The sequence below is a fragment of the Sulfuricaulis sp. genome (assembly GCF_041499725.1).
Lineage (GTDB): Bacteria > Pseudomonadota > Gammaproteobacteria > Acidiferrobacterales > Sulfurifustaceae > Sulfuricaulis.
The window spans coordinates 1-23,980 of sequence record NZ_JBGQKW010000006.1 but is presented as its reverse complement, the minus strand read 5'-3'; the positions used below and the strand labels follow the sequence as shown (position 1 = coordinate 23,980).

At 60.1% G+C, this 23,980-nt stretch carries 17 protein-coding genes; 3 read left to right on the top strand and 14 right to left on the bottom strand.

The features are described from left to right. Positions 1-61: 61 nt before the first annotated feature. The 14 genes from ACC569_RS02150 to dnaE all read right to left on the bottom strand — a co-directional run bounded on the left by ACC569_RS02150 (position 62) and on the right by dnaE (position 19,399). Positions 62-2,446: an arylsulfatase gene (locus ACC569_RS02150; RefSeq protein WP_372521882.1), complete on the bottom strand. Its 2,385-nt coding sequence runs from the start codon at positions 2,444-2,446 to the stop codon at positions 62-64. A 453-nt stretch (positions 2,447-2,899) separates the two neighbouring features. Further along, complete coding sequence (locus tag ACC569_RS02145) at positions 2,900-3,676, bottom strand: potassium channel family protein (RefSeq protein ID WP_372521849.1); 777 nt, start codon at positions 3,674-3,676, stop codon at positions 2,900-2,902. A 6-nt stretch (positions 3,677-3,682) separates the two neighbouring features. Next, positions 3,683-4,213 (bottom strand): hypothetical protein, encoded by a 531-nt coding sequence (locus ACC569_RS02140; RefSeq protein ID WP_372521848.1) that lies wholly within the window; start codon positions 4,211-4,213, stop codon positions 3,683-3,685. A gap of 3 nt (positions 4,214-4,216) precedes the next feature. Next, positions 4,217-5,008: a DUF2092 domain-containing protein gene (locus ACC569_RS02135; RefSeq protein ID WP_372521847.1), complete on the bottom strand. Its 792-nt coding sequence runs from the start codon at positions 5,006-5,008 to the stop codon at positions 4,217-4,219. A 157-nt stretch (positions 5,009-5,165) separates the two neighbouring features. Further along, positions 5,166-5,498, bottom strand: coding sequence for a hypothetical protein (locus tag ACC569_RS02130; protein WP_372521846.1), 333 nt, complete (start codon positions 5,496-5,498; stop codon positions 5,166-5,168). Between the two features lie 219 nt (positions 5,499-5,717). Further along, positions 5,718-6,773, bottom strand: coding sequence for a phospholipase A (locus ACC569_RS02125; protein WP_372521845.1), 1,056 nt, complete (start codon positions 6,771-6,773; stop codon positions 5,718-5,720). A 134-nt stretch (positions 6,774-6,907) separates the two neighbouring features. Then, complete coding sequence (locus tag ACC569_RS02120) at positions 6,908-7,708, bottom strand: hypothetical protein (protein ID WP_372521844.1); 801 nt, start codon at positions 7,706-7,708, stop codon at positions 6,908-6,910. 328 nt (positions 7,709-8,036) lie between these two features. Further along, positions 8,037-8,420, bottom strand: a complete 384-nt coding sequence (locus ACC569_RS02115; RefSeq protein ID WP_372521843.1) for a response regulator transcription factor — start codon at positions 8,418-8,420, stop codon at positions 8,037-8,039. A gap of 193 nt (positions 8,421-8,613) precedes the next feature. Next, positions 8,614-9,246, bottom strand: a complete 633-nt coding sequence (locus ACC569_RS02110; protein ID WP_372521842.1) for a response regulator transcription factor — start codon at positions 9,244-9,246, stop codon at positions 8,614-8,616. Then, a complete protein-coding gene (locus ACC569_RS02105; protein ID WP_372521841.1) occupies positions 9,243-11,918 on the bottom strand; it encodes a PAS domain S-box protein in 2,676 nt (891 codons plus the stop codon). Before ACC569_RS02105 ends, ACC569_RS02110 begins: the two co-directional genes overlap by 4 nt. 799 nt (positions 11,919-12,717) lie before the next feature. Next, positions 12,718-13,203, bottom strand: a complete 486-nt coding sequence (locus tag ACC569_RS02100; protein WP_372521840.1) for a hypothetical protein — start codon at positions 13,201-13,203, stop codon at positions 12,718-12,720. A 273-nt stretch (positions 13,204-13,476) separates the two neighbouring features. Further along, on the bottom strand, positions 13,477-14,832 hold the full coding sequence (gene tilS / locus ACC569_RS02095) for a tRNA lysidine(34) synthetase TilS (protein WP_372521839.1): 1,356 nt from the start codon (positions 14,830-14,832) through the stop codon (positions 13,477-13,479). Between the two features lie 137 nt (positions 14,833-14,969). Next, positions 14,970-15,929, bottom strand: a complete 960-nt coding sequence (locus ACC569_RS02090) for an acetyl-CoA carboxylase carboxyltransferase subunit alpha (protein WP_372521838.1) — start codon at positions 15,927-15,929, stop codon at positions 14,970-14,972. Between the two features lie 20 nt (positions 15,930-15,949). Next, the gene (gene dnaE, locus ACC569_RS02085) at positions 15,950-19,399 is read right to left on the bottom strand and encodes a DNA polymerase III subunit alpha (RefSeq protein ID WP_372521837.1); all 3,450 of its coding nucleotides are present in this window, start codon (positions 19,397-19,399) and stop codon (positions 15,950-15,952) included. A gap of 168 nt (positions 19,400-19,567) precedes the next feature. On the opposite strand from dnaE, the gene ACC569_RS02080 reads away from it, so the two are divergent. The 3 genes from ACC569_RS02080 to ACC569_RS02070 all read left to right on the top strand — a co-directional run. Beyond that, positions 19,568-20,434 carry a type II secretion system protein N gene (locus ACC569_RS02080; protein ID WP_372521836.1) on the top strand — a complete coding sequence of 289 codons (867 nt, stop codon included), beginning with the start codon at positions 19,568-19,570 and terminating at the stop codon, positions 20,432-20,434. Positions 20,435-20,477: 43 nt separating this feature from the next. Next, positions 20,478-22,787, top strand: coding sequence for a type II secretion system secretin GspD (gene gspD / locus ACC569_RS02075; protein ID WP_372521835.1), 2,310 nt, complete (start codon positions 20,478-20,480; stop codon positions 22,785-22,787). A 19-nt stretch (positions 22,788-22,806) separates the two neighbouring features. Further along, positions 22,807-23,980 (top strand): GspE/PulE family protein (locus ACC569_RS02070; protein WP_372521834.1); only part of this gene is annotated, 1,174 nt, incomplete at its 3' end.

Here is a 23,980-nt window from a genome sequence, read left to right as displayed (position 1 = left end):
AACGCGCTGCCGGCCTGCATCACGTACGCCGTGTCCATTCCCTTCGGATCAGTGAATTTACTTAATCTGACAGCGCCTTCTTCAGGGCGGCTTCCTTGTGGGATTGTTCCGCCTCGCCCTTGTCGGCGGCTTTCATCTCCTTCAGCTCGATCGTCACCTTGTAGATCTTGCCGGTGAACTTGAACGGCACCTTGTAAGCCTCGGTGACCGGCGTGCCCTCATCCGCGCCCACGTCGGCGCCTTCATCCGCCGAGAACACAGCGAATTGTGTTTTTTCGATCCGACCCGTGGCAACTTTCTTCCCGTTGACGAAGAGCGTGCCGGTGCCGCCCTTGCCCATGCCGCCGTCATACGCGAAATCGAAACGGATGGTAGCCTTTCCGGCAGGCACCGCCTGTGTGGCGGCCACCGTGTAGCGCTGCAGGCCCAGCCAGTTGTAGGTGTAGGTCGGCTTGCCATTCTTTATATAGAGACTCCAGCCGCCGAAACGACCCGCCTGGGCGAGGATGACGCCGTTGGCGCCCTTCTTCGGGATCTCCACTTCGGCGGTGATCGTGTGCGACTTGTTCTTCAGGTTGATGAAGACGTTCTCCGACATCCCTATCATCCCCTCGTAGACCGTCAAGGAGGTGCGGCCGGCCATCAGATCGGGCCTACCGACCAGGGCGGCGACGAACCGCTCCGTTAGCCGGTCATCGAGAGGCAGCACGGAGTACTTGACCGCCTCCTTCAGGAACAGGTCCTGCATCTCTTTTAGCTTCGCGGGATTTTTTGCGGCGAGGTCATTCGCCAAACTGAAGTCCGACCGAGTGTCATACAGTTCCCAGATGTCGTCTTCAAGCGGCCTCCGGACCTTGAATTCCCACGCCGCCCGGTGGACGGTGCCGGCGAGCCAGCCGTCGCTGTAAATGGCCCGGTTGCCGAAGATTTCGAAATACTGTGTTGTGTGTCGGCTCGGCGCCTTACCATCCGCGAAGGTGTTGACCATGCTCACCCCTTCGATGGGTTCCTGGACCGTCCCGTTCACACTCTTTGGTTCCGGCAAACCGGCCGCCTCCAGGATAGTCGGGGCAATATCAATCACATGGTGCCACTGCGAGCGCAGTTCATTCTTCGCCGCGATGCCCTTCGGCCAGTGGACAACCATGCCGTTGCGCGTTCCGCCATAGCTCGAGGCCACCTGCTTGGTCCACTCGAAGGGCGTGTCGCCGGCGACCGCCCATCCAGCGGCATAGTGGGGATAGGTGGTCGGGCCGCCGAGTTCGTCGTAATGCTTCAGGATGTCCTGGACTGTCTCATGCGCTCCGTTGAAGTAGGTGTACTCGTTGAATAGCCCGTTCATGCCGCCTTCGGCGCTCGCCCCGTTGTCGCCGACGATGTAGAAGACCAGAGTGTTGTCGAGTTGACCGGTCGCCTCAATGGCCTGGATCAGCCGGCCGATCTCCGCATCGGCGTACTCGCCGAACCCGGCGAACACTTCCATCTGTCGGGCGAAGAGCTTCTTCTCATCCGGACTCAGCGTAGCCCAGTCCTTGATGGCTTCGGGCTTGGGCGCCAGCTTCGTACCCGCGGGCACCACACCCAGCTTGATCTGACGGGCGAGTGTCTCCTCGCGCAGCTTGTCCCAGCCCTGGTCGAACTTGCCTTTGTATTTGGCGATCCACTCCTTCGGCACGTGGTGCGGCGCGTGCGTGGCGCCGGGCGCGAAGTAGACGAAGAACGGCTTGTCCGGCGTGAGCGATTTCTCCTCTTGCACCCACTTGATCGCCTGATCGGTCATGTCGGTCATGAAATTGTAGTTCGGGTCATGCGACGGCTCGACCTGGATCATCCCATCGTAGAGCAGCGGCGCCCACTGGTTGGTCTCTCCGCCGATGAAGCCGTAGAACTTGTCGAAGCCCGAACGGGTCGGCCAACGGTCGGTGGGGCCGGAGGGGCTGACTTCCCATGCTGCCGTCTCGTGACTCTTGCCGAAGGCGGCGGTGCTGTAGCCGTTCAGCCGCAGCATCTCCGCGAGCGGCGCGACGCTATTCGGGCGCTGGCCGGTTTGCCCGGGGAAGGCGGTGGCCGTCTCCGTAATCGATCCCATATTGTTCATATGATGGTTGCGGCCGCTGAGCAGCGCAGTCCGCGTGGGCGAGCAAAGCGCCGTGGTGTGAAACTCGTTATAGCGCAGCCCTTCATTGGCCAGGTGCTCCACCGTCGGCATGTGGATGGGCCCGCCGAAAGCGCTCGACTGGCCGAAGCCCATGTCATCGATCAGCACGATGAGCACATTAGGCGCCTTGACCGGCGCCTTGACCTCGAAGCGTGGCGGCGGCGTGGCATTCCGAACATTGAACACCGTGCTGTGCGGGTACTGCGGCTCCGGGATCGGCAAGATCGTGCGATCGGTCGGCAACACCACCTGCGCGGGGCCGGACCCCTGCGCGGCGACGGGCGCCATCGTCACGGTCAACAGTCCGGCTGCCGTTAAGGCGATCGTCACTTGGCGCAGCAGGCCGGTGGCAACGAATCTGATGGAGCAATTCTTCCCGGGGATTGGCGTGTTCATGTTCACGATGTTTCTCCTTTTCATTCCGCTCTCCGCGAGCAGTTCCAGAATGGGTCTTCTCGATTTGTCTTGAACGCTTCAGACGAGGCTTTTGCGCCTCTGTCGGTGTAGCGTTCACCGCGCTTATTAACAGGGGATTATCTGAAATGGGGGGGTCGCCGACCATTGGACCATGGTCTAACGGCGGCAATACGAACGCAGCGGGTAATAAGCAGCCATGCGCAGAATAGAGGACAACCTGAGCCTCTGCGTGCTTCGACAAGCTCAGCACGCACGGGTCGAAACTGGGGAACCGGCTCAACACGAACGGACTTTCTCAGGGCTTCCTTAAGAATGCTTCCCGTTTCAGCGCTTTTTTGTATCGCTCGCGCCTTGCTGAGATCCTTCCGTCGAATACAAAGCGACCAGACGCGCAACCAGCACCGTCACGTAAAACATGCCGGTGGTCGCCTCCAAAATCGACAGCATCCGAACCACTCGCGACAGTGGAACGATGTCGCCATAACCGACGGTGCTGAGAGTGACGAAACTGAAATAAAGGGCGTTGAAACCATCCAGCAACCGGTCGGAGGCCGGCCCGACGGTGAAGCTGAAGGCATCCGGCACCAACCGGGCCGCCAACAGGTAGGCAAACATCCAAAGCAGCCCGATCATCAGGTAATTCGAAATAGCGGCACAGAGCACTTCGACATTGACGCGCGGTGCGCGGAGCGTGAAGCGCAGAAGGTTCACCACGACAAAGGCCACGAACAGCAAGCTGCTCGTCAGGTAGATTTCCGGCGGCAGCCAGTCCGGCCGGACATGGTTGATCCAGCTTCCGACGACCGCGGGGGCAGCCAAAACGGTGGCCAGCAGCAACATTCTGCGACTGGCCCCGACAACCGCCACCGCTGACAGCAGCACCAGCGTTAGCAACACGGCCTCGATGAGCTGGCCATACTGAACCTGATGGACAAACGGCGCGGCGACCATCAGCAGCACGAGCGTAACGAGCAGATCGATCATCGAGACACGCCGGCTGCGTAACTCTGCGTAACGCTCCGACATCGATTTGGTGCTCACGGCCTGTCCTGCCGAGGCGGGGGCCACAGCCGGAACCTCTGCTTTGCCGCGGGCGACCATGTCCACCTACTCCTGGGGAACAGGAACCACGATATAAACCACCTCGGAACCATCGAAAACCTGCTGGTAGTAGACACCGCTATCGACATAATAAGTCTGGCCGGCGACTATGACGGGCGTGGCGGTGGCAGGTATGGCGCTAACTCGATAACCCGCCGCGACATTGCCCTGGGGGCCTCTTACCGCCGCGGCTCCATAAGGACCTGTTACCGCCGCGGCTCCGCCGGGACCTACAGCCGCACCACCTCCGTAGGGGCTTCTTACCGCCGCGGCGCCCTCCGGGCCTCTTGCCGCAGCACCACCATAAGGGCTTCTTACCGCCGAAGCTCCTTCGGGACCGGTGGCCGCGGCGCCTCCGCGGGGACCCTGGGCGACCTGGCCCCCTCTGGCACCTTCATAACTTCCGCCCCCACGAAAATTGCCTCCGCCGAACCCGCCGTCCCTGGCTTCCGCCTTCTGTACGGGAAGCAGGATACCAACGACCATCGCTAACATGAGGTTCACCGCCAGGAACCTGGCCATCAATGATTTTTTCATAACTCATCTCCTTGTCTTCGCGGACTCTGTTCCCTGCCCGGAAGCAGCGGCCTTTTGCGCCGGAAGAAAATTGATCTTTTGAACGCCCGTCGGAACAACGAAAGCGAACAGGCTGTCATCGAATTTTGATGATACGTTCCAATCGTTAAGCAACGCCGTCCATTGCGGAGACTCCGGCGAATTTTTTTCAGTGATAACAACCTTCTGCGGCAGCGGTTTACCACCAGCGTCGATCCACAGCTGCACCTGCACATCCTTGCGGTCAAAGACGAGGTGATGGCAAGAGACTCCCCGTACCTTGTCTATTCCCAGGTCACGGGAGTTGGGAAAATTCTTGGACAAATAATCGTAGAGCTTCGGGCTGGCCAGGTCGGTCAGGGCCACCCTAAGATTAAAATCTTTTTGCGCCTTATCCAGCGCAGCTTCAATGTTCGGGGGAACATCCAGGGTGGCATACACCTTGGAAATCTTGTCGTACAACGTAATGGACTTGCCATCAAAGAAGAACTGTTTGTTGATCACGTCGCCGGCGGCATTAACCCGAAGCCGGTCCGGCCGCCGCACCGAGGTTTCCATGTCAAAGGTGTGCTGAACCTTTTGTCCCCCGGCATCGACCGCATCGTAAGTAACCTCCGCGCGATAAGAGAACTGCTGAAGCGACTTGAGGTAATCGCACATCTGCCGGACGATCTTCGCCGGTTGCATCGACGCCGTCTGCTGCGCTGGCGCGACCGAAACCATCGCCATCGATACCAGCAGGGCCGATATAACGCACAAAAATCTGGATGCTTTCATCATTTCCCTCCTTCTCGATATCCAGAGGCGGAGCCGACACGATGTTGTTCCGACGCAGCGCTACCCGCTTCACCGTTGGCGGTAATCGTTAACCCCCGGGCGTCCTGCTTCGGCCATGGAGCAACACACCCGGCACAGGCTCTGCGGAAAATAACGCCTACCTTTCGATGGGTGCGTTTCGAGAGCCCGAAACCGCGAAACAACTCACCGAACCGACCTGACAAACGACTATATAAACAGCACGCTTGCCGCAGCCCTCCAAGCCAACCGTATATTCAGCCCGTTCGAGCCCGCCCCACACGGCGGGTTGGAGCATGTTGCTGGAGAGTACGGTGCCGGTTGCCCGGGGACAGGCCATCTCGAATCGCCCGCGTTGCACGGCGGTGTCCACCGCCTTGCCCTGTTCCTGGCTGAGTATCTGGGCCGGGCTCTGGCAGCCGGTCGCCGCCAATGCGGTAATGAACACTAACAGTATGTATGACTTTGACATAACCGACCTCCCTTCACGCCATGAATACCGCGTTCAGATCGTCTGACGATAAACATCGGGAGATCTGAACCTGCCTCGGAGAAGGCCAGGCACCGGGATCAGCGTATGCGCAACAGTTCAGCAACAGTCATATTCAACCGGACACCACTCCCAACATATGTCTACGAGAGCATATTGGTCGAGCCGATGGATACGATACCGCTCTCTGCCGCCGCCTCGCTACAGCCAGTCCGCCAGCAGGATGCCGGCGCCGATGGTGTTTTGCCTCCAGTTGTAATCGATCAAGGTTTCACCGTAACCGGTGGTTATCTTGACGTAACCCCTGAGGCGTCCCTGGATCGGAAAGCTCCAGGTGTCGGTGGACGAAGCATTGCCGCCGTTGTCACGCGCGGTCACGGAGAACTCCTGCTTGCCCCACTGGTAGATTGCCGTGACATCGCCATAGCCCTCGTAGCGCATGATGTCGGGGTTGTCGTCCTTGTCGGCGCTGTCCTGTATCCGAGCCCAAGGACGAACCAGCAGGGCGAAGTTTCCGCGCTCGAAACCTAACTGGGTGTATACGCGATTCCAGCTGCGCGACAGCGGATTGGCGCGGCCGTTGGACTGGTGCACCATACCTAAGCTGACGAAACGGCCGGTGAGACCGAGCAGGTCGTAGCGCGTGGGGAACAACAGGAACATCTCCGGCATGTAGTTAGTTTCACGAAACGGCGCGGAATGCTGGTGGTTGTAGACCTGCCATTGGCTCTGTTGGGTGTAGGCAAACCACAGATCCGCTCGGCTTCCAAAAAGGCTAAAGAGGTTCTCGGCGGCCTTGACCTTGAGGCTCAATTGAAACTCCGCCTCGTTATCCTGGAGCGGCGCATCAAAGGGTAGCGGGTGCGTGGGCGTCTGGGGCGAGTCGTTACTATGGTCCGTGCGGACTACCGGCAGGATAAACACTGGCTGATGCGGGCGTATCAACCACGACCCCTGCTTGGTTTCGGGGTCGAGTTCCCAGCGCACGGAGAGCGCCGTCGGTGGAGCGGCGCCCGGCGCCGGCTTGGGCGGAGCGACCACGCCGAGTTGTTGAAACGGCTCGTCGGCGGGCTTGGCTTTACCTCGCTTCGCGAGTGCGTCATAGCATTCGAGCCGCTCGCGATCGCCCGGGATTGCCGCGCACTTGGCGGCCTCCGCGGGCTCGGCGGCAAGACCGGCGCGGCCGATCGCGAACAGACAAGTGGCGAGCACGAATTGTGCGAACAATAGCCAGGTGGAGTTTCGAGTAATCTTCATAAATAGATGTGTCCATAACTTCTCAAAAAGAAACAATGGTCCTGCTCGGGAAACGCCTATCGCACGCATCGCCTCTCTTGCAGGCCAGAACTTTCAGTATAAGTTTTCAGTGTCTGCGAAAATAATTCGTTGCGCTAGAAGCGAATACCAAGCCCCAGGTAAACACCTTGCATATCCATATCCCACTTGGTACCGCCGGACTCGTAGTCCTGATGGAGGAAGCGATAACCGAACTTTCCGGAGAACTGCTTCGCAAACTGCCAGTTCACGCCGGCGAGAGCCTGATACGTCGAGTTCGTGCCGACATCGACATAGCCGACGAAGGACCAGCGATCCGCAATCGGGGCAATGACCCGTGCGCCGATTACCGTGTCCCACCAGTTTACGCTGCCGCTTATAGAGCGCCCACCGTTGAAAGGTCGGCTCGGTATCGAGATGCCAGCATTGAGGTCGGCATCGATCTGGGTATAGCGTGCCCCGAGGAGCACGTCCCACTTCGTGCGTTCGTCGACCAGGCGGTATCCGAGCGTCGGCTGGTATATCGTCTCGATCACCGTCGCATTGAAATCGGCGTTGGCGGTAACGAAACCGGCCGGTCCAGTCACGGACTTGGTCTGTTCGTCCTCGAGCTTAACGTACAGACCGTCGAGTATGAATGCCCACGGCCCTTTGCGTACCTCGAATACTCCCATGAAGGCTTTATCCAGGTGATTCCAGATGTCGTTGAAACCCATATCGACATTCCCTTCGACGCCGCGCACTCCCGCGGTGCCGCTGAGACCCGAGGCGAAGAGATAGGGTGTAATTTCGAACTGCCACTTATCGGCCGATGCCGCGCCGTCCTCTGCCCGGACGGCCGGTGACGCCAAAAGACCGAAGGCCGCACAACAGGCGACCGCCCCGAACCAATAACCAACCACAATCATTTTGCGCATTGCCTGCCCCTCTTCAATCTCAAAATAATATTGTCTGAAATGTGGCGATCACCGGCCATTGGACCTTGGTCCAACAACCGCGGTATCCGCCGGCGGCGGAGAAAAAGCGGCCTGTGGCGTTCCGCTGTCGGCTAGCATGAGTCCAAGCCATGACGTGTACTGAAAAAAGAAACCCTCCGGGAGACCGGAGGGCAAACTTTCGTCTCACAGAAGATTAGGAGATCCAGGAGGAGGGAGACGAAAGATGATTTTATACACCATCGTCATGGCGAGCCGCCATTGGACCAAGGTCCCATTAGCCGGCGCGGGCGGTTGTTCCGGCGTCCTGTCATGGCTGGCGCCCGGGACCGACCGCCTTCGCGATGGCAGCGAGCAGCATCTGCTCCGTCAGCGGTTTGCGCAGGTAGGCCACGGCACCCTGTTCCAGTGCGCGGTCGCGCAGGGCGTTGTCATCGTAGGCGGTGATGAAAATAATCGGCACGTGTATACCACGGGCCAGGAGCGCCGCCTGCACGTCCAGCCCGCTGACCGACGGCATGTGCACATCCAGCACCAGACAATCCGGCGCCCCCGTTTTCGAGGATTCGAGGAACTCGCCGCCGGAGGCGAACGCTTCTACCTCATGACCGCTGGCACGCAGCAGACGCGCCAGCGCCTTGCGTACGGACGCATCATCGTCTATTACCGCCACGAGCAAACGGGATCTGGCCATCAGGGACCTCGGACCGGAACCCGAAGCGTACCGCTGTCCCACTAAAAGAATATGGGACCTTCGTCCAATGCGAACGACCCAGTGGTAAAAATACGCGGCGACGGTGGCCGTCGATCTGCATTAAATATCGATCAGCCTTAAATCAAGTCAAAGCAGCCACTTGCGGAATAATTGGCAGGAAAAGAAGATCGGATCAAACGCGGATCGGGGTGGGTATCACACCGCCCCTCTCGGACAGCCGCACCAGTTCGGCGACAGAATCGGCATCCATCTTTTCCATCACGCGTCCACGATGGACTTTGACGGTTTTTTCTCCCACCCCCAGTTCCACCGCGATTTGCTTGTTCAGCTTGCCGGCAACGACACTGCATAGCACTTCGTATTCCCGCGGAGTCAGCCGGGCAAGCCGTTTTCGAATGGTGGCGGTCTCAAGCCGATCATTCTGTTCCCGGCGGCTGCGTTGGAGCGCCTCCCCTATTACGCGCAAAAGATCCTGCGCCACGAATGGCTTGGGAAGAAAATCCACGGCGCCGTTCTTCATCGCACGGACACTCATGGGAATGTCGCCATGGCCGCTGATGAAAATAATAGGAAGCGAATGGGCGGTCCCTGCCAGTGTCTGCTGCAGGTCCAGGCCGCTTAACTCGGGTAACTGCACGTCCAAAACCAGGCAACCCGGCCCCGGGTACTCATCGCGCCGCAGGAATTCCCGGGCGGAGGCAAACGTCTCCGCCTGGTAACCGGCGGATTTAAGCAGACGGCCCACGCTCTTGCGCACGGAGGGGTCGTCGTCCACGACAAATACCATCGGCGCAACTTCCGTCATGAGATCGAATCCCCATCGATGGGAAAAATAAACCGAAACGTCGCTCCACGGCCAGTGTTATTCGCGGCCCAGATGCGCCCATCGTGCATACGCGCGATGGAACGGCAGATGGCAAGCCCCATACCCATGCCCTGGGGTTTGTCTGTAAAGAACGGATCAAACACCTTTTCGAGCCGGTCAGGAGGAATGCCCACGCCCGAATCCTGCACCGCGATCTGCACCGCGCGCGCATCTATTTGCGTGGTGGCAATATCCAATCGCCGTTCGCTTGCGGGAATATCCCTCATGGCGTCGAGGGCGTTGATCGCGAGATTCAGCATGAGCTGCTGCAGTTGAATGCGGTCCCCGCGCACATTCGGTATATCGGGCGTCAGCCGCAGCGCGACCGCGACATGCTTGATCAGCGCATCGCTGCGGATGAGCCCGATTACTTCGAGAATGACACTGTTAAGGTCGAGCGCCTCGAATTTCAACTCGCTCTTCTTCAGCAAGCTGCGCAGGCCCCGGATTATTTCACCGGCCCGCTGATCGTCGGTCACGATATCGCCGAGGATCTCGCGTATTTCCATCATGTCGGGCACGGGGCCATCCAGCAAGCGTATGACCGTCTGGACATTACTCAGGATCGCGGTCAACGGCTGATTGAGCTCGTGCGCGAGCGATGATGTCAATTCACCCATCATGGAGACGCGGGTGATGTGAGATAGTTCCGTCCGCTGCCGCGCCATCTCCAGTTCCGCCTGACGGCGCTCGGTAATATCAGTTGCCGAGCCGAGCACCTGATTAACCGTCCCGTCCTTCTCTATAATCGGCCGCTTGACCGTCTGCAGCCAGCGCACTTTACCCTTGGAATCGGTAATATGCTCTTCCGGCATGAAGCGCTCCTGCAACGTATCCATCACTTCGAGATCCGTGCGGCGAAAGGCTTCAACCTCTTCGACGTTGGGATTGAAATCCGCATCGGTCTTGCCGACGAGATTCTCGACGCTCGTGCCATAGGCATCCGCCACCGCCCGGTTAACCAGGGTGAAGCGGCCTTCGCGATCCTTGGCGAAGATAAAATTAGGGTCGATGTCGATTACCTGCCTCAGGAAAGCCCGTTCATCCTTGATCTGCGCCCTGCTCTCTTCCAGGCGCTCCTGCGACCGCTTTTGCTCGGTCAAATCGATCAACATACTCACGCCTCGATCACGGTGCCCGGGCAACAATGAGATCGAGATCATCACGGGGATATGCCGCCCGTCACGCAGTACATACTCTTTCTCGTAGAGAGCGACGGTTTGTTTTCCCGTCGCGAACTCCTCGATCGCGCGCCGGTCGAGATGGGAATGCTCGGGCGCGGTCAGCTCGGCCCAGCGAACTTGACCCGCCTCGAGTTCCGCGCGACTGAAACCGGTGAGCCGCAGATAGGCGTCATTGGCATCGAGGATACAGCCGTCCGCGCGCCAGAACGCCAAAGGTACGACGTTCGATTCAAACAGCGCCCGGAATTTGAATTCGCTTTGCTGGAGGGCCTCTTCCGCCCGTTTGCGTCCGGTGATATCGCGTACCGCGGCCGAAGCGCCGGTGACTTGACCCTGCTCGTTTCGGATCGGGGCGACATTGAGCGAGGCCTCGATCAACGTGCCGTCTTTGTGCCGACATATCGTTTCGAGCTGATTGACAGACAGTCCCTCGCGTACTTTCTCGAAAACGGCCAATGCCTTATCCCGGCGATCCGGCGGGGCGAGAATCGAAATATCCCGCCCCACGATCTCCGCGGCCGAATAACCGAACAACTTCTCCGCCGCGGGGTTCCAGGTTCGTATCGTTCGATCAACCATCAGGCTGAAGATGGCATCGTTGGATGAATCGACGACCGCCGCGAGGAGAAGATGCTCCTCCTCCGCGCGTTTGCGCTCCGTGATATCAATGCAGGAACCGATGTAGCCGGAAAAATGATGGTCGTTTTCAAACAGGGGGGCGCCACTATCCATAATCCAGCGATACTCGCCGTCATGACGGCGCAACCGGTACTCCATGGTGAACGGTTCGCGTGCATCGAACGCGCGGACATAGGTATCCACGCAGCGCTGCAGGTCCTCCGGATGAACGCCCTCGGCCCAGCCGTCGCCCAGCTCCTGTTCCAGGGTCCGCCCGGTGAATTCCAGCCAGGAGAGGTTGAAATACGTGCAGCGCTTGTCCGTGCCCGACATCCAGATCAGTACCGGCGCCGAGTCCGCCAGCAGTCGGAACCGCGCTTCGCTCTCGCGCTGCGATTGCTCGGCGAGATAGCGCTCGGTGATGTCCTCGAGAATGGCGACGCCGAAAGCGGGACCGTCCTCCTTTTCGCGCAGCAGCGACACGCTGAGCCGGCCCCACATGACCTCGCCGCTCTTGCGGAGGAATCGTTTTTCGATCTGGTAGCGATCGCGTCTTCCGTCGAGCATCTCCCGAAACAGCGTGACGCACGGATCAACGTCCTCGGGGTGCACGAATTCGTGAAAAGCCATCATGCGCAGTTCATCGGACGTGTAGCCGAGCATGCGCCGGAGCGCCGGATTGCCTTCGATGGCATATCCGCCCCTGTCAATCAGCGCGACGCCAACACTCGCTCTGGCGAAGATGGCGCGGAATCGCGCCTCGCCCTTTAGCGATGAGTCGTTCGACCGCCTGCGCTCAACGATCTCCACAAACAAGTCTCCCTATCTCTGCGGTTGTAGAGTCGGCTTCTCGACAGTTACCCCGCCGGGATGCGCATGTTTCAGACAAAACCCTGCCCTCTCCTGCTAACACCTTTGGCCAGTGCGCTCTCTCTTACGGCCGGATCTCGCTGCCCCGACCAAGACCAATATACTTAATATTGTGTGCCGATGCAGGTCTCTGATATAGGTCAAATCAGGGTAATGTGGGGGGGTAACTGCATGATATCGGCTGTTACGCCCATCCAAGCGATCGATAAGCAGGCTCACCGGGTATCCCGGACAATACTCATAATAGTGGGGGTCTTTATCCGGCCGGCATGGGATTGAAATGCCAGGATTCGCATGCCTCGAACCGGCGGAACGGCAATCCGCCGATGACGTCCGCCGGTCAACGTATCAGGAAAAACAACGCCATACATACAGCGTCGACACCGCAAGCTGGATGACCGTGATCAGCAGTCCATAACACAGGAACCTGAGGAACGTGACCGGTTTGCCGTGACCCGCGCATATGCCTGTGAGCAATACCGAGCCGGCAGCCCGCTAGTCGTGTTTTTTGAGGATGATCGTACCCGAAACAGGAACGCTCCCACAAAACGAAAACGCGGCGGCCATGCCACGTGCCGCAAATATAAAGAGGCGGGTGTCGTTGGGAAAACCCAAGAGGACACCCGCTTCCGTATAAGTCGCAACGTTATAATCGCCAGCCGATACCGTCCAAAACGAATTTACGTTCTACGAATCGTAAGAAGCGTACACCGGTCCTGAACGCCGTGAGCCGCTCCCGTCACGGGACAAGCGGAATCTTGTCGGCCATATTGAATCGGATGGCGGCGCGGATTTTGTTTTCAATCTGCAGATAGCGCGCCACCTTCTTTGCGGGCAGCGCTTTGCCAAGCTTTGCCGCATACGATTTGCGCATCGCCGCTTCGGACGCCTCGACGTCGAGCGCCTCGTTGATGAGAGTCTGAGCCTGCTGGTCGGTCATGGCGCCACTGTTGTAGGCGGCGGCGTAACTCTCGATCATCTTCGCCGCCCGTTCATTGAGCTTCATCAGGTCCTTCTGATAGGCGTCATAGATCGGCCAGAACGCCTTGGATTCGGCGTCGCTCAGATCCATGTTCGCCGCCACGACCAGTTTCTTGTCGGCCTTGACCTTGTCCAACAGAATCTGCATGTTCGTGGTGGCGGCCGTGTCCGCGGCATATACCGGTGCCGCGATGGCCAGCATCCCGCATACGGTCGGTAGAATGAGTACTTTGAGTATCTTCATGTTGTCTTCCTTTTCTGACAGAGGGTTGTGGTTTTCGGGAACTGGCGGGGCTGGCCTCGACCGTCATCCCATGACGCAACAATGTCGTCGCGGGTGCGGGGTCGAGCCAGCCATTTCCAGTCACGGCGACGAGCTTGAATCATGGCTTCGTGTGGAAGCCCTGTTTCAAAGTCCTTCACGCAAGGGATTTTCTGAAACGCCGCGGTTGCCTGATATTGGACCTTAGTCACATATCCAAAATCAGGAAGATTCCTTATTTAAGGTTCCCTGGTTTTATTTCGACGCGTGGAATTCCCGCACGAATTCAAGCCGCAGTTTCCACGCCGGTTCACCGGCGCGTGCGGCGTACGGCTCGCAAACCCAGCGGTCGCCGATCGCCGCCAGGTCGCCGTTGGCATAAACCAGCGGCAATCGCTGGCGCACCCAGGGTGGAACGCCGGCCTCCTGCAATAATTTCTTGAGCTTGTGATGATGCGCGCGTCCCGGTAGCCGGCAGGTTTCGCCGCCCTGACGCCAACCGACTGTGAGCGGCGCATGGCCGATGCGTTCCTGCGACAGACCGTCCCCGCGCGTGGCAACGGCACGCAACAGGCCCACGCCGGGAATCACCAGCGGTTCGGCTAGGTTCCAAGACAAGCTCATCGCGGAATCCGTTTCCCGGCACGGCCTCAGCACCGTGAGTTCATCGCGATAACGGCGCACCTCCGCCTCCGGCCAACGGACCACGGCGTGCCGCGTGCGTGGCTCACGCTCTACCTGCGCCAGAATATGATCCAGATGCATGGCCGAGGGCGCCTGAAAACCCTGCTGGCGCAGCCAATAGCGCACCAGGTTGCGCTGACGCGGCGGAGGAAGTCGGCGCAGCGCCGTCACCGACAACGCCGATGGATCCTCGGCACGACAGACTTGCCAATCGGCTTGCGCCACGGCATCGAGCAGCCCGGCGGCCTCGGCTGACAGGGCCGCGGCGCGCGCGATCTGCCGCGCGGCCCCGGGCCAGCGCGCATCCAGCAGTGGGAATACCTGATACCGCAGATAATTGCGTGAAAACCGCGGATCACGATTACTGAGATCATCAACCCATTGCAGTTTTTCCCGCTCCGCATAGTCCGCGAGCTGGGCCCGGGTGAAACCCAGCAGCGGGCGCGCGAGCCGGCCGGCGGAAAATGGCGCGATTTCCGGCATGGCAGCCAATCCGTGGGTGCCGGAGCCACGCAGCAGTTGCAGCAGCACGGTTTCGGCCTGATCGTCGACATGATGCGCCGTGAGCAGGACTTTGCTCGAGCCCACATGGCGTGCGAGGCAGGCATAGCGCGCCTGCCGCGCCGCCGCTTCCAGCCCATGCTCGCGGATTTCCGCGGTCGTGATAAGGATGCGCTCAACCGCACACGGAACGTTCAAATTTTCGCAGAATTTTTCGGCATGCCGCGCCCATCCGGCCGAAGCCGGCTGCAGGCCATGATCCACGTGCACGGCGCCGAGACGCCATGGCAGTTCCTTGCGCAAGGCGCAAAGGGCATGCAGCAATACACAGGAATCAAGACCGCCGCTGAAGGCGACTTTTAACGGCGTTTCCGGAGAGAGGCCGAGACGGTGCAGGACATCCGCCAGTGCCGAGGGAGAAAACACGTTATAGAGCCTCTGATTAATTCCGTTCGCCCTGAGCTTGTCGAAGGGCGATAGGCGTCACTTGTTGATTCTACGGTGTCCTCCGTTCATGGTTCGACAAGCTCACCACGAACGGAGGAATTAATCAGGGCTTCGTATCAATGTTCTTCAAACTCGCCGTAATGCATCAGGCGGTCGTAGCGCTGTTCGAGCAGACGCTCGAGCGGCATGGAGCCGACCTTGTCCAGGGCGGAGATGAGCGCGGACTTGAGAGTCTTGGCGATCTCGTCCATGTCGCGATGCGCGCCGCCCAGGGGCTCCGGCACGATTTCGTCCACGAGGCCCTGCCGGTTCAGGCTTTCGGCGGTGATGCCCATGGCCTGCGCCGCTTCCGAGGCCTTGTCAGCGGAACGCCATAGAATGGAGGCGCAGCCTTCCGGAGAAATGACGGAATAGGTGGAATACTGCAACATCAGCAAGCGGTCGCACACGCCGATGGCGAGCGCCCCGCCGGAACCGCCCTCGCCGATCACGACACTGACGATAGGCGTGTTGAGCCGTGCCATTTCGTAGAGATTGCGGGCGATGGCCTCGCTCTGGCCGCGCTCTTCCGCGCCCACGCCCGGATAGGCGCCAGGGGTGTCGATCAGCGTGATCAGCGGAATCCGGAAACGTTCGGCAAGATGCATCAGGCGCAAAGCCTTGCGGTATCCTTCCGGGCGCGGCATGCCGAAGTTACGCCGCACCTTCTCGCGCGTGTCACGCCCCTTCTGGTGCCCGATGATGACAACGGGCCGGCCGTCCAGCCGCGCCACGCCGCCGACAATCGCCGGGTCGTCGGCGAACGCGCGGTCGCCGTGCAGTTCCTCGAAATCGGTGAAGGCACGCGCAATGTAATCCAGCGTAAACGGACGCAGTGGATGGCGCGCGAGCTGCGAGATCTGCCACGGCGTCAGCGAATGAAAAATGGATTCGGTCAGCTTGCGGCTTTTGGCGCTGAGCTTGTTGATCTCGTCGTTGATATTGATCGCCGCGCCCTTGTCGGCATAGCGCAGCGACTCGATCTTGGCCTCCAGATCGGCGATGGATTGTTCGAACTCGAGATAATTCTGGTTCATGAATCAGGCATCAAAAACGATCAGCGATAGATAAGGTGGACATTGCATTCTCCGGCAAGGCGCGACAGGCGTTCCAGCAGCGTGTTGGTCGGACTGATTTTCCATTCATCGCCCAGCGCAATTTCGGCTTCCGCCTGTTGGCCGTGGTAATGCAGGTATACCGGGCACCTTCCTTGGGCCGCCGGGACGAGAATTTCCTTCAGCTCATCGACAAAACCATTGCCCGCCTGCTCGGCCGTCACATCGATCACCAGCCGCCGGCTGAAGGCGGCGCGAGCCTGATCCATATTATAGAGCTTCTCCGCGGACATTTTGAACCCGCCGGAGTATTCGTCCATGCTCACCTGCCCTTCCACCACCAGCAGAGTGTCCTTGGCCAGCAGTTCACGGCTCTGCGCATACAGGTCGGAAAATACCGCGAGTTCAAGCCGGCCGGTGCGGTCATCGAGGGTCACGAAAGCCATGCGATCGCCGCGCCGGGTCTGCATGGTACGGCTCGCGACCACCAGGCCGGCCACCACGATGGTGCTGTCGGTCGTGGGTTTGAGTTCGGCGATCGTCGCGTCGGTAATGCGCTTGAGTTCCTCGGCATAGCGCGCGATCGGATGGCCGGTGAGATAAAGCCCGAGTGTTTCCTTTTCGCCTTCTAGTCGCTGCTCTTCGCTCCACTCCGCGGTGATTTCGTAAACATGCGTCTCCGCCGGCGTGACGGCGTTGCCGAAGATATCCACCTGACCCGCGTCCCGGTTGCGGCTTTGCTGATCGGCGACGGCGAGCGCCCTGTTGAGCGACGCCATCAGCGCCGCGCGATGCGTGCCGAGCCCGTCGAGCGCGCCGGCCTTAATCAGCGACTCGAGCACGCGCCGGTTGACCTTGCGCAGGTCGATGCGCTGGCAGAAATCGAAAAGATCCTTGAAAGCCCCGCCCCGGTTCCGCTCCCCCAAGATAGTGTCGATGGCGGCTTCGCCCAACCCCTTGATGGCGCCAAGGCCGTAGAAAATGGTGGCGGCGTCCACCGGCACGAAATGATATTCGCAGCGGTTGATATCGGGCGGCAGGATGTTCAGTTTCATGTCGCGGCATTCGGCCATCATGGTCACGACCTTGTCGGTCTTGTCCATGTCGGACGACAGCACCGCGGCCATGAACGCCGCCGGATAATGCGCCTTGAGCCAGGCGGTCTGATAGGCGATCAACGCGTACGCGGCCGAATGCGAGCGGTTGAAGCCGTAGCCGGCGAATTTTTCGATCAGGTCGAAAATGTCGGCGGCTAATTTTGGATTCACGCCGCGCTCCTCGGCGCCCTTGACGAACACGCTGCGCTGCAGCGCCATCTCCTCCGGCTTCTTCTTGCCCATGGCGCGCCGCAACAGGTCGGCGCCGCCCAGCGTGTAACCCGACAGCACTTGCGCGATCTGCATCACCTGTTCCTGATACAGGATCACGCCGTAGGTAGGCTTGAGAATCGGCTCGAGGCTCGGATACGGATATTTGATGCGCGCGCGGCCGTGCTTGCGGTTGATGAAATCGTCGACCATGCCGGATTGCAACGGACCGGGCCGGAACAGCGCCACCAGCGCCACGATTTCCTCGAAGTTGTCCGGCTGCAGACGCTGAATGAGGTCCTTCATGCCGCGCGATTCCAGCTGGAACATGGCGGTGGTACGGGCGGATTTGATCAGCGCGAACGTCGCCGGGTCGTCGATCGGCAGTTGCTCGATGACGAGCGCCGGTTCGCCTTTCTTTTCGCGTTCGCCGTTGATGGTCTTGACCGCCTTGTCGATGATCGTGAGCGTGCGCAAACCCAGAAAATCGAATTTGACCAGGCCGAGTTTTTCGACGTCCTCCATGTCGAGCCCCGTCACCGTCTGCTTCCCGCCCTGTTCGCAGTAAAGCGGCATGAAGTCGGTGAGCGGCCCGGGCGCGATCACCACGCCGCCGGCGTGCTTGCCGGCGTTGCGCGCGAGCCCTTCGAGCGCGCGCGCCGTGTCGATCAGATCGCGCACGTCGTCTTCTTTCTTGTAGCGTTCCGCCAGTTGCGGCTCGATCTCGAGCGCGCGCTCCAGGGTCATGCCGATTTCGAACGGAATGAGCTTGGCAATCTTGTCCACGTAGCCGTAAGGATGATCCATGACGCGGCCCACGTCGCGTACCACGGCCTTGGCCGCCATGGTGCCGTGGGTGATGATCTGCGCCACCCGGTCCTGGCCGTAGCGCTGGGTCACGTATTCGATCACCTCGTCGCGCCGCTCCATGCAGAAGTCCACGTCGAAGTCCGGCAGCGAGACACGTTCGGGATTGAGGAAGCGCTCGAACAGCAGCTCGTACTTGATCGGATCGAGCTCGGTGATGCCGAGGCAATAGGCCACGAGCGAACCGGCACCGCTGCCGCGGCCGGGCCCGACCGGGATGCCGTTTTTCTTGGCCCATTGAATGAAATCCGCCACGATCAGGAAGTAGCCGGGAAATCCCATCTTGTTGATGGTGGAAAGCTCCAGCTCCAGACGTACGTTGTACGTCTTGCGTGCGGCTTCGCGCGCCTCCTCCAGCATGAGCTTCAGACGCGATTCCAGCCCCTGCTGCGTCTCCTGGCGCAGCAGCGCATCGATGGTCATGCCCTCCGGCACGGGATAGGCGGGAAGGTAATAGTGTCCGAATTCCAGACGCAGGTTGCAGCGGCGCGCGATTTCGACCGTGTTATCGATGGCCTCGGGAATGTCCTGGAACAGTTCGGCCATCTCCTGGCTGCTTCGGAAATATTGTTGCGTGGTGTAGCGGCGCGGGCGACGGCTGTCGGTGAGCACACGGCTGTCCTGGATGCATACCCTGACCTCGTGCGTGTCGAAATCCGTCGGCTGCAGGAACACCACGTGATTCGTCGCCACGACCGGCAGCGACATCCGGCGCGCCAGCTCCACGGCGGCGTGATTGTAATCTTCCTGAAATGGCTGGCCGGTACGCTGCAGCTCGAGATAAAAACATCCCGGGAACCAGTTCTGATAGGCGCGGGCCAGCTCGTCCGCCTGTGCCGGATTGCCGGAAAGCAATGCCTGGCCGATTTCGCCCTCATGCGCGCCCGACAACGCGATCAGGCCCGATAACGGCGCATCGAACCAGGACTTGCGGAGGCAGGGCCGGCCGGAATGTTGCCCTTCCACGTAGGCGCGCGTGAGCAGCCGGCTGAGCCGGCGATAGCCCTCGATGTTCTGGCACAGCAGTGTCAGGGGATGGGGCTTGTGCGGGTCGGCCGGATTTTCCAGCCAAACATCCGCCCCAATGATGGGCTTGATCCCGGCCGCGCAGGCCGCCTGATAAAACTTGACGGCACCGAAGAGATTGGCGAGGTCGGTGACAGCCACGGCCGGCATCTCAAGACGGGCGGCGGTTTTGACCAGATCATCCGCACGGACGATGCCGTCCGCCAGGGAAAACTCGGTATGGACTTTGAGATGGACGAAAGGCCGGCTCACGCCGGTATTTGACCGTAATTCCATGGGTCAGGGAAGCTGGATATCCTGGGCGGCGAGCCGCGCATTATACCTTGTTATACCCCGGATTAATTAGGTTTTTCCTGCTGCCAAGATATAATGTTAACTAGAAACATACACAGCATGGCGCAAGCAACTGAAACCAAATAAATGAGTATCGTCGAGGTCATCGCCAATCCCCGTGTCAGACAATGGCTGCCGGGTGTTCTCAACGGCGGAATGCTGTTGTTGCTGACGGCCAGTCTCGCCCAATGGACCTGGCTGGTGGTTAAACCGCCGATACCTCCGCTGGTACTGGCGCCGCCCACGCCCTCTCCTCAGCAGAATACTTTTTCGCTGCAGCCTCTGCTCGCTGCCCATCTCTTCGGTCAAGTTAGCCAGGAATTAACCGGCGGGCGCCTCGATAATCTACCGATCAGCAGTTTGAACCTGGTGCTGACCGGGGTGATTGCCTCGGCCAGCGGTGGCTATGCGCTGATCTCCGTCAATGGTCAGTCACAGGAACCCTTCGCCGTCGGCCAGACCGTCACCGGGAATGCAGTATTACAAGCCGTGTATCCAGACCGGGTCGTGATCCAGCGTAACGGAGCCTTGGAAAGTTTGATGCTGGAGGGTGCAGAAAAGTCGCCAACGGAACAATGGATTCCTCCCGCCGTGGCGTCCCGTCCCCCTGCGGTTTCGGCGAATATTGTCCAGGAAACCGGCGTGAATCATTATAGGGTGGAACGCGAACAACTCGCGGCGCAGATGCGCACGCCGGACTTTCTACGACAGGCAACCATGATACCGTCCAAAAGCGGCGGATTTCAGGTGCAGCAGATACAGGCGGGGAGCCTGTATGAAAAACTGGGGTTGCGTGCCGGCGATGTCATCAAGGTCGTCAACGGGCAACCGATCAACTCGGCGGAAGATGCAATACGCCTCTATCAACAAATGCCTGACATCGGCGCCGTGCAAATGGAAATAACGCGTAGCGGTAAATCCGAGCAACTCTATTATCAGTTTTCGCAAAACTGAGCCGGTAGCTATTCACAACGATGCGAAAGTGGGTCAATTGAGGATGACAGATACCCGACATTTCATCGCGACAACCCTCGGCACGTTGATGGTGGGTGCCCTGCTTGTCTTTCCGCTCGCGCAGGCGGCGGAATTGAAGCCGATTCAGGTCGCGCAAGCGCCGTCGGAGGACGATGAGCCGAACGCGCCGCAATCCGCCGCCGTGACACCCCCTGTCCCGCCCGGTGGCGTGGTTGCATCGCCACCCATGCCACCCCAGGGGGCGAGGACCATACCTTCTGTGCCGCCTTCATTTCCCGCCGCACCTGCTCCCGCTCGCCCCGCGACCGCGGCCGGCACGACGCTAAGGCCGGGCCAGATGATGTTCAACTTTCAGGAGGCGGACATACAGGCGGTGGTGAAAACCGTATCGCAGATCACGGGAAAGAATTTTCTGCTCGACCCGCGCGTCAAAGGCAAACTTACAATCATCTCCACCCAGCCCGTCTCCAAAAACGCCATCTATCAGATATTCCTCGCCTCGCTAAAGGCGCAAGGATACACCGCGATCGACAGCGCGAGCGGCTTCATCAAGCTGGTTCCGCTGGGGGACGCCAAGCAGGCCGCCGTGGTTACCACGGGGGTAGCACCGCGCCCGGGTGAACAGACCATTACGCATGTAGTCACGGTACAGCACGGTTCCGCGGCGCAAATCGTGCCGTTGCTGCGGCCACTGATGGCGCCCACCAGCCAGCTTTCCGTTTACCCACCGGCCAACACACTGATCATCACCGACTACGCGGATAACATCCGCAACCTGCTGCACATCGTTGAAATTCTCGATCAGCGCGGCGGCTCGGAACTCACCATCGTCCCGCTGAAAAACGCCTCGGCCCTAGATATCGCGGAAATCATCGTGCGGCTGTATCCCAACGTGACACAATCTGCCGGACCGGTCGCACCGGTGGCGGCAGGTGTAGGCGAAGCCGATCGCGTCACCATCATGCCGGACCTGCGTACCAACAGCCTGCTGGTCCGCGCCGAGAATCCGGGCACCATCAACGACCTGCGCGCGCTCATTGAAAAACTGGACGTGCCGGCCAAGGTCAGCGGCAACACGCGCGTGGTTTACCTGCGTAATGCGGAAGCCACTAAACTGGCCGAGATTCTTCGCGGCCTGTTGTCGGGCGAGGCGCGTGCCCTGACCGCCTCAGCCGCGGCGACACCCGGCCGGCCGCCGGTAGGCGCCAGCAAGGCGGCGGAGGCATCCCAAATCCAGGCGGACGAGGCGACAAATTCGCTCGTCATCAGCGCCTCCGATGCCGTATTCAACAATCTGCGCGCTGTCATCGAAAAACTCGATATACGCCGGGCACAGGTTTACGTCGAAGCGTTGATTGTGGAAATCACCACCGACAAGGCCTCGCAATTTGGCTTCCAGTGGGCCGGCGGCAAGCAGGTCGGCAGCGGCACGGCCGGCGCCCTAATCAACTTTCCCGCCGCCAACCCGGGAATCGTCACCGCGGCGCTCAATCCCCAGGCCCTCGCTGCCACCGGGGGGCTCTCGATCGCTTATGTCGGCAAAAAGATAACGCTGTCCGACGGTTCTACCGTGACCAGCCTGGGCGCGCTGGCGACCGCGCTGGAATCGAATAATATCGCCAACGTTCTTTCCATGCCCAATATGCTTACGCTGGACAACGCCGAAGCCAAGATCGTCGTCGGCCAGAACGTGCCGTTCGTGACCGGCAGTTACGCCTCGGCGACCACCGCGACTGGCACGGTCAACCCGTTCCAGACCGTTGAACGCAAGGACGTCGGTCTGACCCTGAAGATCAAACCGCAGATCTCCGAAGGGGGCGGCATCAAGATGCAGATATATGAAGAGGCATCCAGTGTGGCGAACGCGGCCAGCCTGGTAACACAGGACCTGATCACCAACAAGCGCTCGCTGGAAACCACGGTCATCGTGGACGACGGCAGCACCATCGTGCTCGGCGGATTGATCGAAGACAACAATCAGCAAACCACACAGCAAGTTCCCTTTCTGGGGCGAATTCCGCTGCTGGGCTGGTTATTCAAATATCAAACGCAGGATAAAAAGAAAACCAATCTCATGGTGTTCTTGCGGCCGCTTATCGTGCGCGCGCCCGATGACAGCTACGGCTTCACCGCCAACCGTTACGAACATATCCGCGCCACGGAAAAATCCGTCACGAAGGAAAAGTCGCCGATTCTGGAGAGGTTCCTGCCAACGGTGCCGGCGCCGGACGAGAAACAGAAACCCGCCACGGATGAAATACCGCCGGACAAGATATTCGGCCCGCCGAATCTGCTGGACGCCAAGCCGGGTACCGACGGCGCATCACCTTAATCTGGTTATCACGGCCGCCATGGACAACGCGCCCGATCTTCAAACCCTGGACCCCGCCTGGACCCAGCGTTTGCCATATCATTTCGCGCGCCGCCACGGCGTCATCAGCGCCTGCGTGCGCGACGGACAGCTGGAAATCTGGGCCAAGCCGGGCGTCTCGAGCGCCACCCTGGCGGAACTTTACCGGGCACTCGGACAACCCATCCACGTGCGCGAGCTGAGCCAGGTGATGTTCGATTCCGCCCTCAACCGCGCCTACGAGCGCGGCATGTCGCAGGCCATGGATATCGTGGATGACATCGGTGACGACCTGGACCTCGCGGAACTGACGCAGAACCTGCCCCAGGCCACGGACTTGATGGAGAGCGAAGACGACGCTCCGATCGTCAGGTTGATCAATGCCCTGCTCACCCAGGCGGTGCGTGAAGGTGCATCGGATATACACATCGAGACGTTCGAGACCCGCACGGTGGTGCGTTACCGCATCGACGGCGTGCTGCGCGACGTCATCGAACCGCAACGCGCGCTGCATGGCGTGATCGTTTCGCGCGTCAAGATCATGGCCAGCCTCGACATCGCCGAAAAGCGCATGCCCCAGGACGGACGCATCACGCTGCGTCTCGCGGGACGTCCGGTGGACGTGCGCGTCTCCACGGTGCCCACCGGCCACGGCGAACGCGTGGTTCTGCGTCTTCTGGACAAGCAGGCGGGGCGACTCGATCTGACGGGTCTCGGCATGGCGGATGACACGCTGAAAACCCTGGTGAACCTCATCAACCAGCCGCATGGCATCATTCTCGTCACCGGTCCGACGGGCTCGGGTAAAACCACGACGCTGTACGCCGGCCTCGGAAAGCTCGACAGCACGCGACACAACATCATGACGGTCGAGGACCCCATCGAATACGATCTCGACGGAGTCGGCCAGATGCAGGTCAACACGAAAATCGAGCTTACTTTCGCGCGCGCCTTGCGCTCCATCCTGCGCCAGGACCCGGACATCATCATGATCGGTGAAATCCGCGATCTTGAAACCGCACAGATCGCCGTGCAGGCCAGCCTGACCGGGCACCTGGTGCTCGCCACGCTGCACACCAATGACGCCGTCGGCGCCGTGACGCGCCTCGTGGACATGGGCGTGGAGCCGTTTCTGGTGGCCTCCAGCCTGCTCGGGGTGCTGGCCCAGCGCCTGG

Coding starts and splice junctions, on each gene's coding strand:
- ACC569_RS02135 (WP_372521847.1), bottom strand. CDS start 5,008: ATGAAAGCATCCAGATTTTTGTGCGTTATATCGGCCCTGCTGGTATCG.
- ACC569_RS02090 (WP_372521838.1), bottom strand. CDS start 15,929: ATGAACCAGAATTATCTCGAGTTCGAACAATCCATCGCCGATCTGGAG.
- ACC569_RS02145 (WP_372521849.1), bottom strand. CDS start 3,676: ATGGTCGCCCGCGGCAAAGCAGAGGTTCCGGCTGTGGCCCCCGCCTCG.
- ACC569_RS02115 (WP_372521843.1), bottom strand. CDS start 8,420: ATGGCCAGATCCCGTTTGCTCGTGGCGGTAATAGACGATGATGCGTCC.
- ACC569_RS02100 (WP_372521840.1), bottom strand. CDS start 13,203: ATGAAGATACTCAAAGTACTCATTCTACCGACCGTATGCGGGATGCTG.
- ACC569_RS02120 (WP_372521844.1), bottom strand. CDS start 7,708: ATGCGCAAAATGATTGTGGTTGGTTATTGGTTCGGGGCGGTCGCCTGT.
- ACC569_RS02140 (WP_372521848.1), bottom strand. CDS start 4,213: ATGAAAAAATCATTGATGGCCAGGTTCCTGGCGGTGAACCTCATGTTA.
- ACC569_RS02150 (WP_372521882.1), bottom strand. CDS start 2,446: ATGGCGCCCGTCGCCGCGCAGGGGTCCGGCCCCGCGCAGGTGGTGTTG.
- ACC569_RS02130 (WP_372521846.1), bottom strand. CDS start 5,498: ATGTCAAAGTCATACATACTGTTAGTGTTCATTACCGCATTGGCGGCG.
- ACC569_RS02125 (WP_372521845.1), bottom strand. CDS start 6,773: ATGAAGATTACTCGAAACTCCACCTGGCTATTGTTCGCACAATTCGTG.
- ACC569_RS02080 (WP_372521836.1), top strand. CDS start 19,568: ATGAGTATCGTCGAGGTCATCGCCAATCCCCGTGTCAGACAATGGCTG.
- ACC569_RS02110 (WP_372521842.1), bottom strand. CDS start 9,246: ATGACGGAAGTTGCGCCGATGGTATTTGTCGTGGACGACGACCCCTCC.
- gspD (WP_372521835.1), top strand. CDS start 20,478: ATGACAGATACCCGACATTTCATCGCGACAACCCTCGGCACGTTGATG.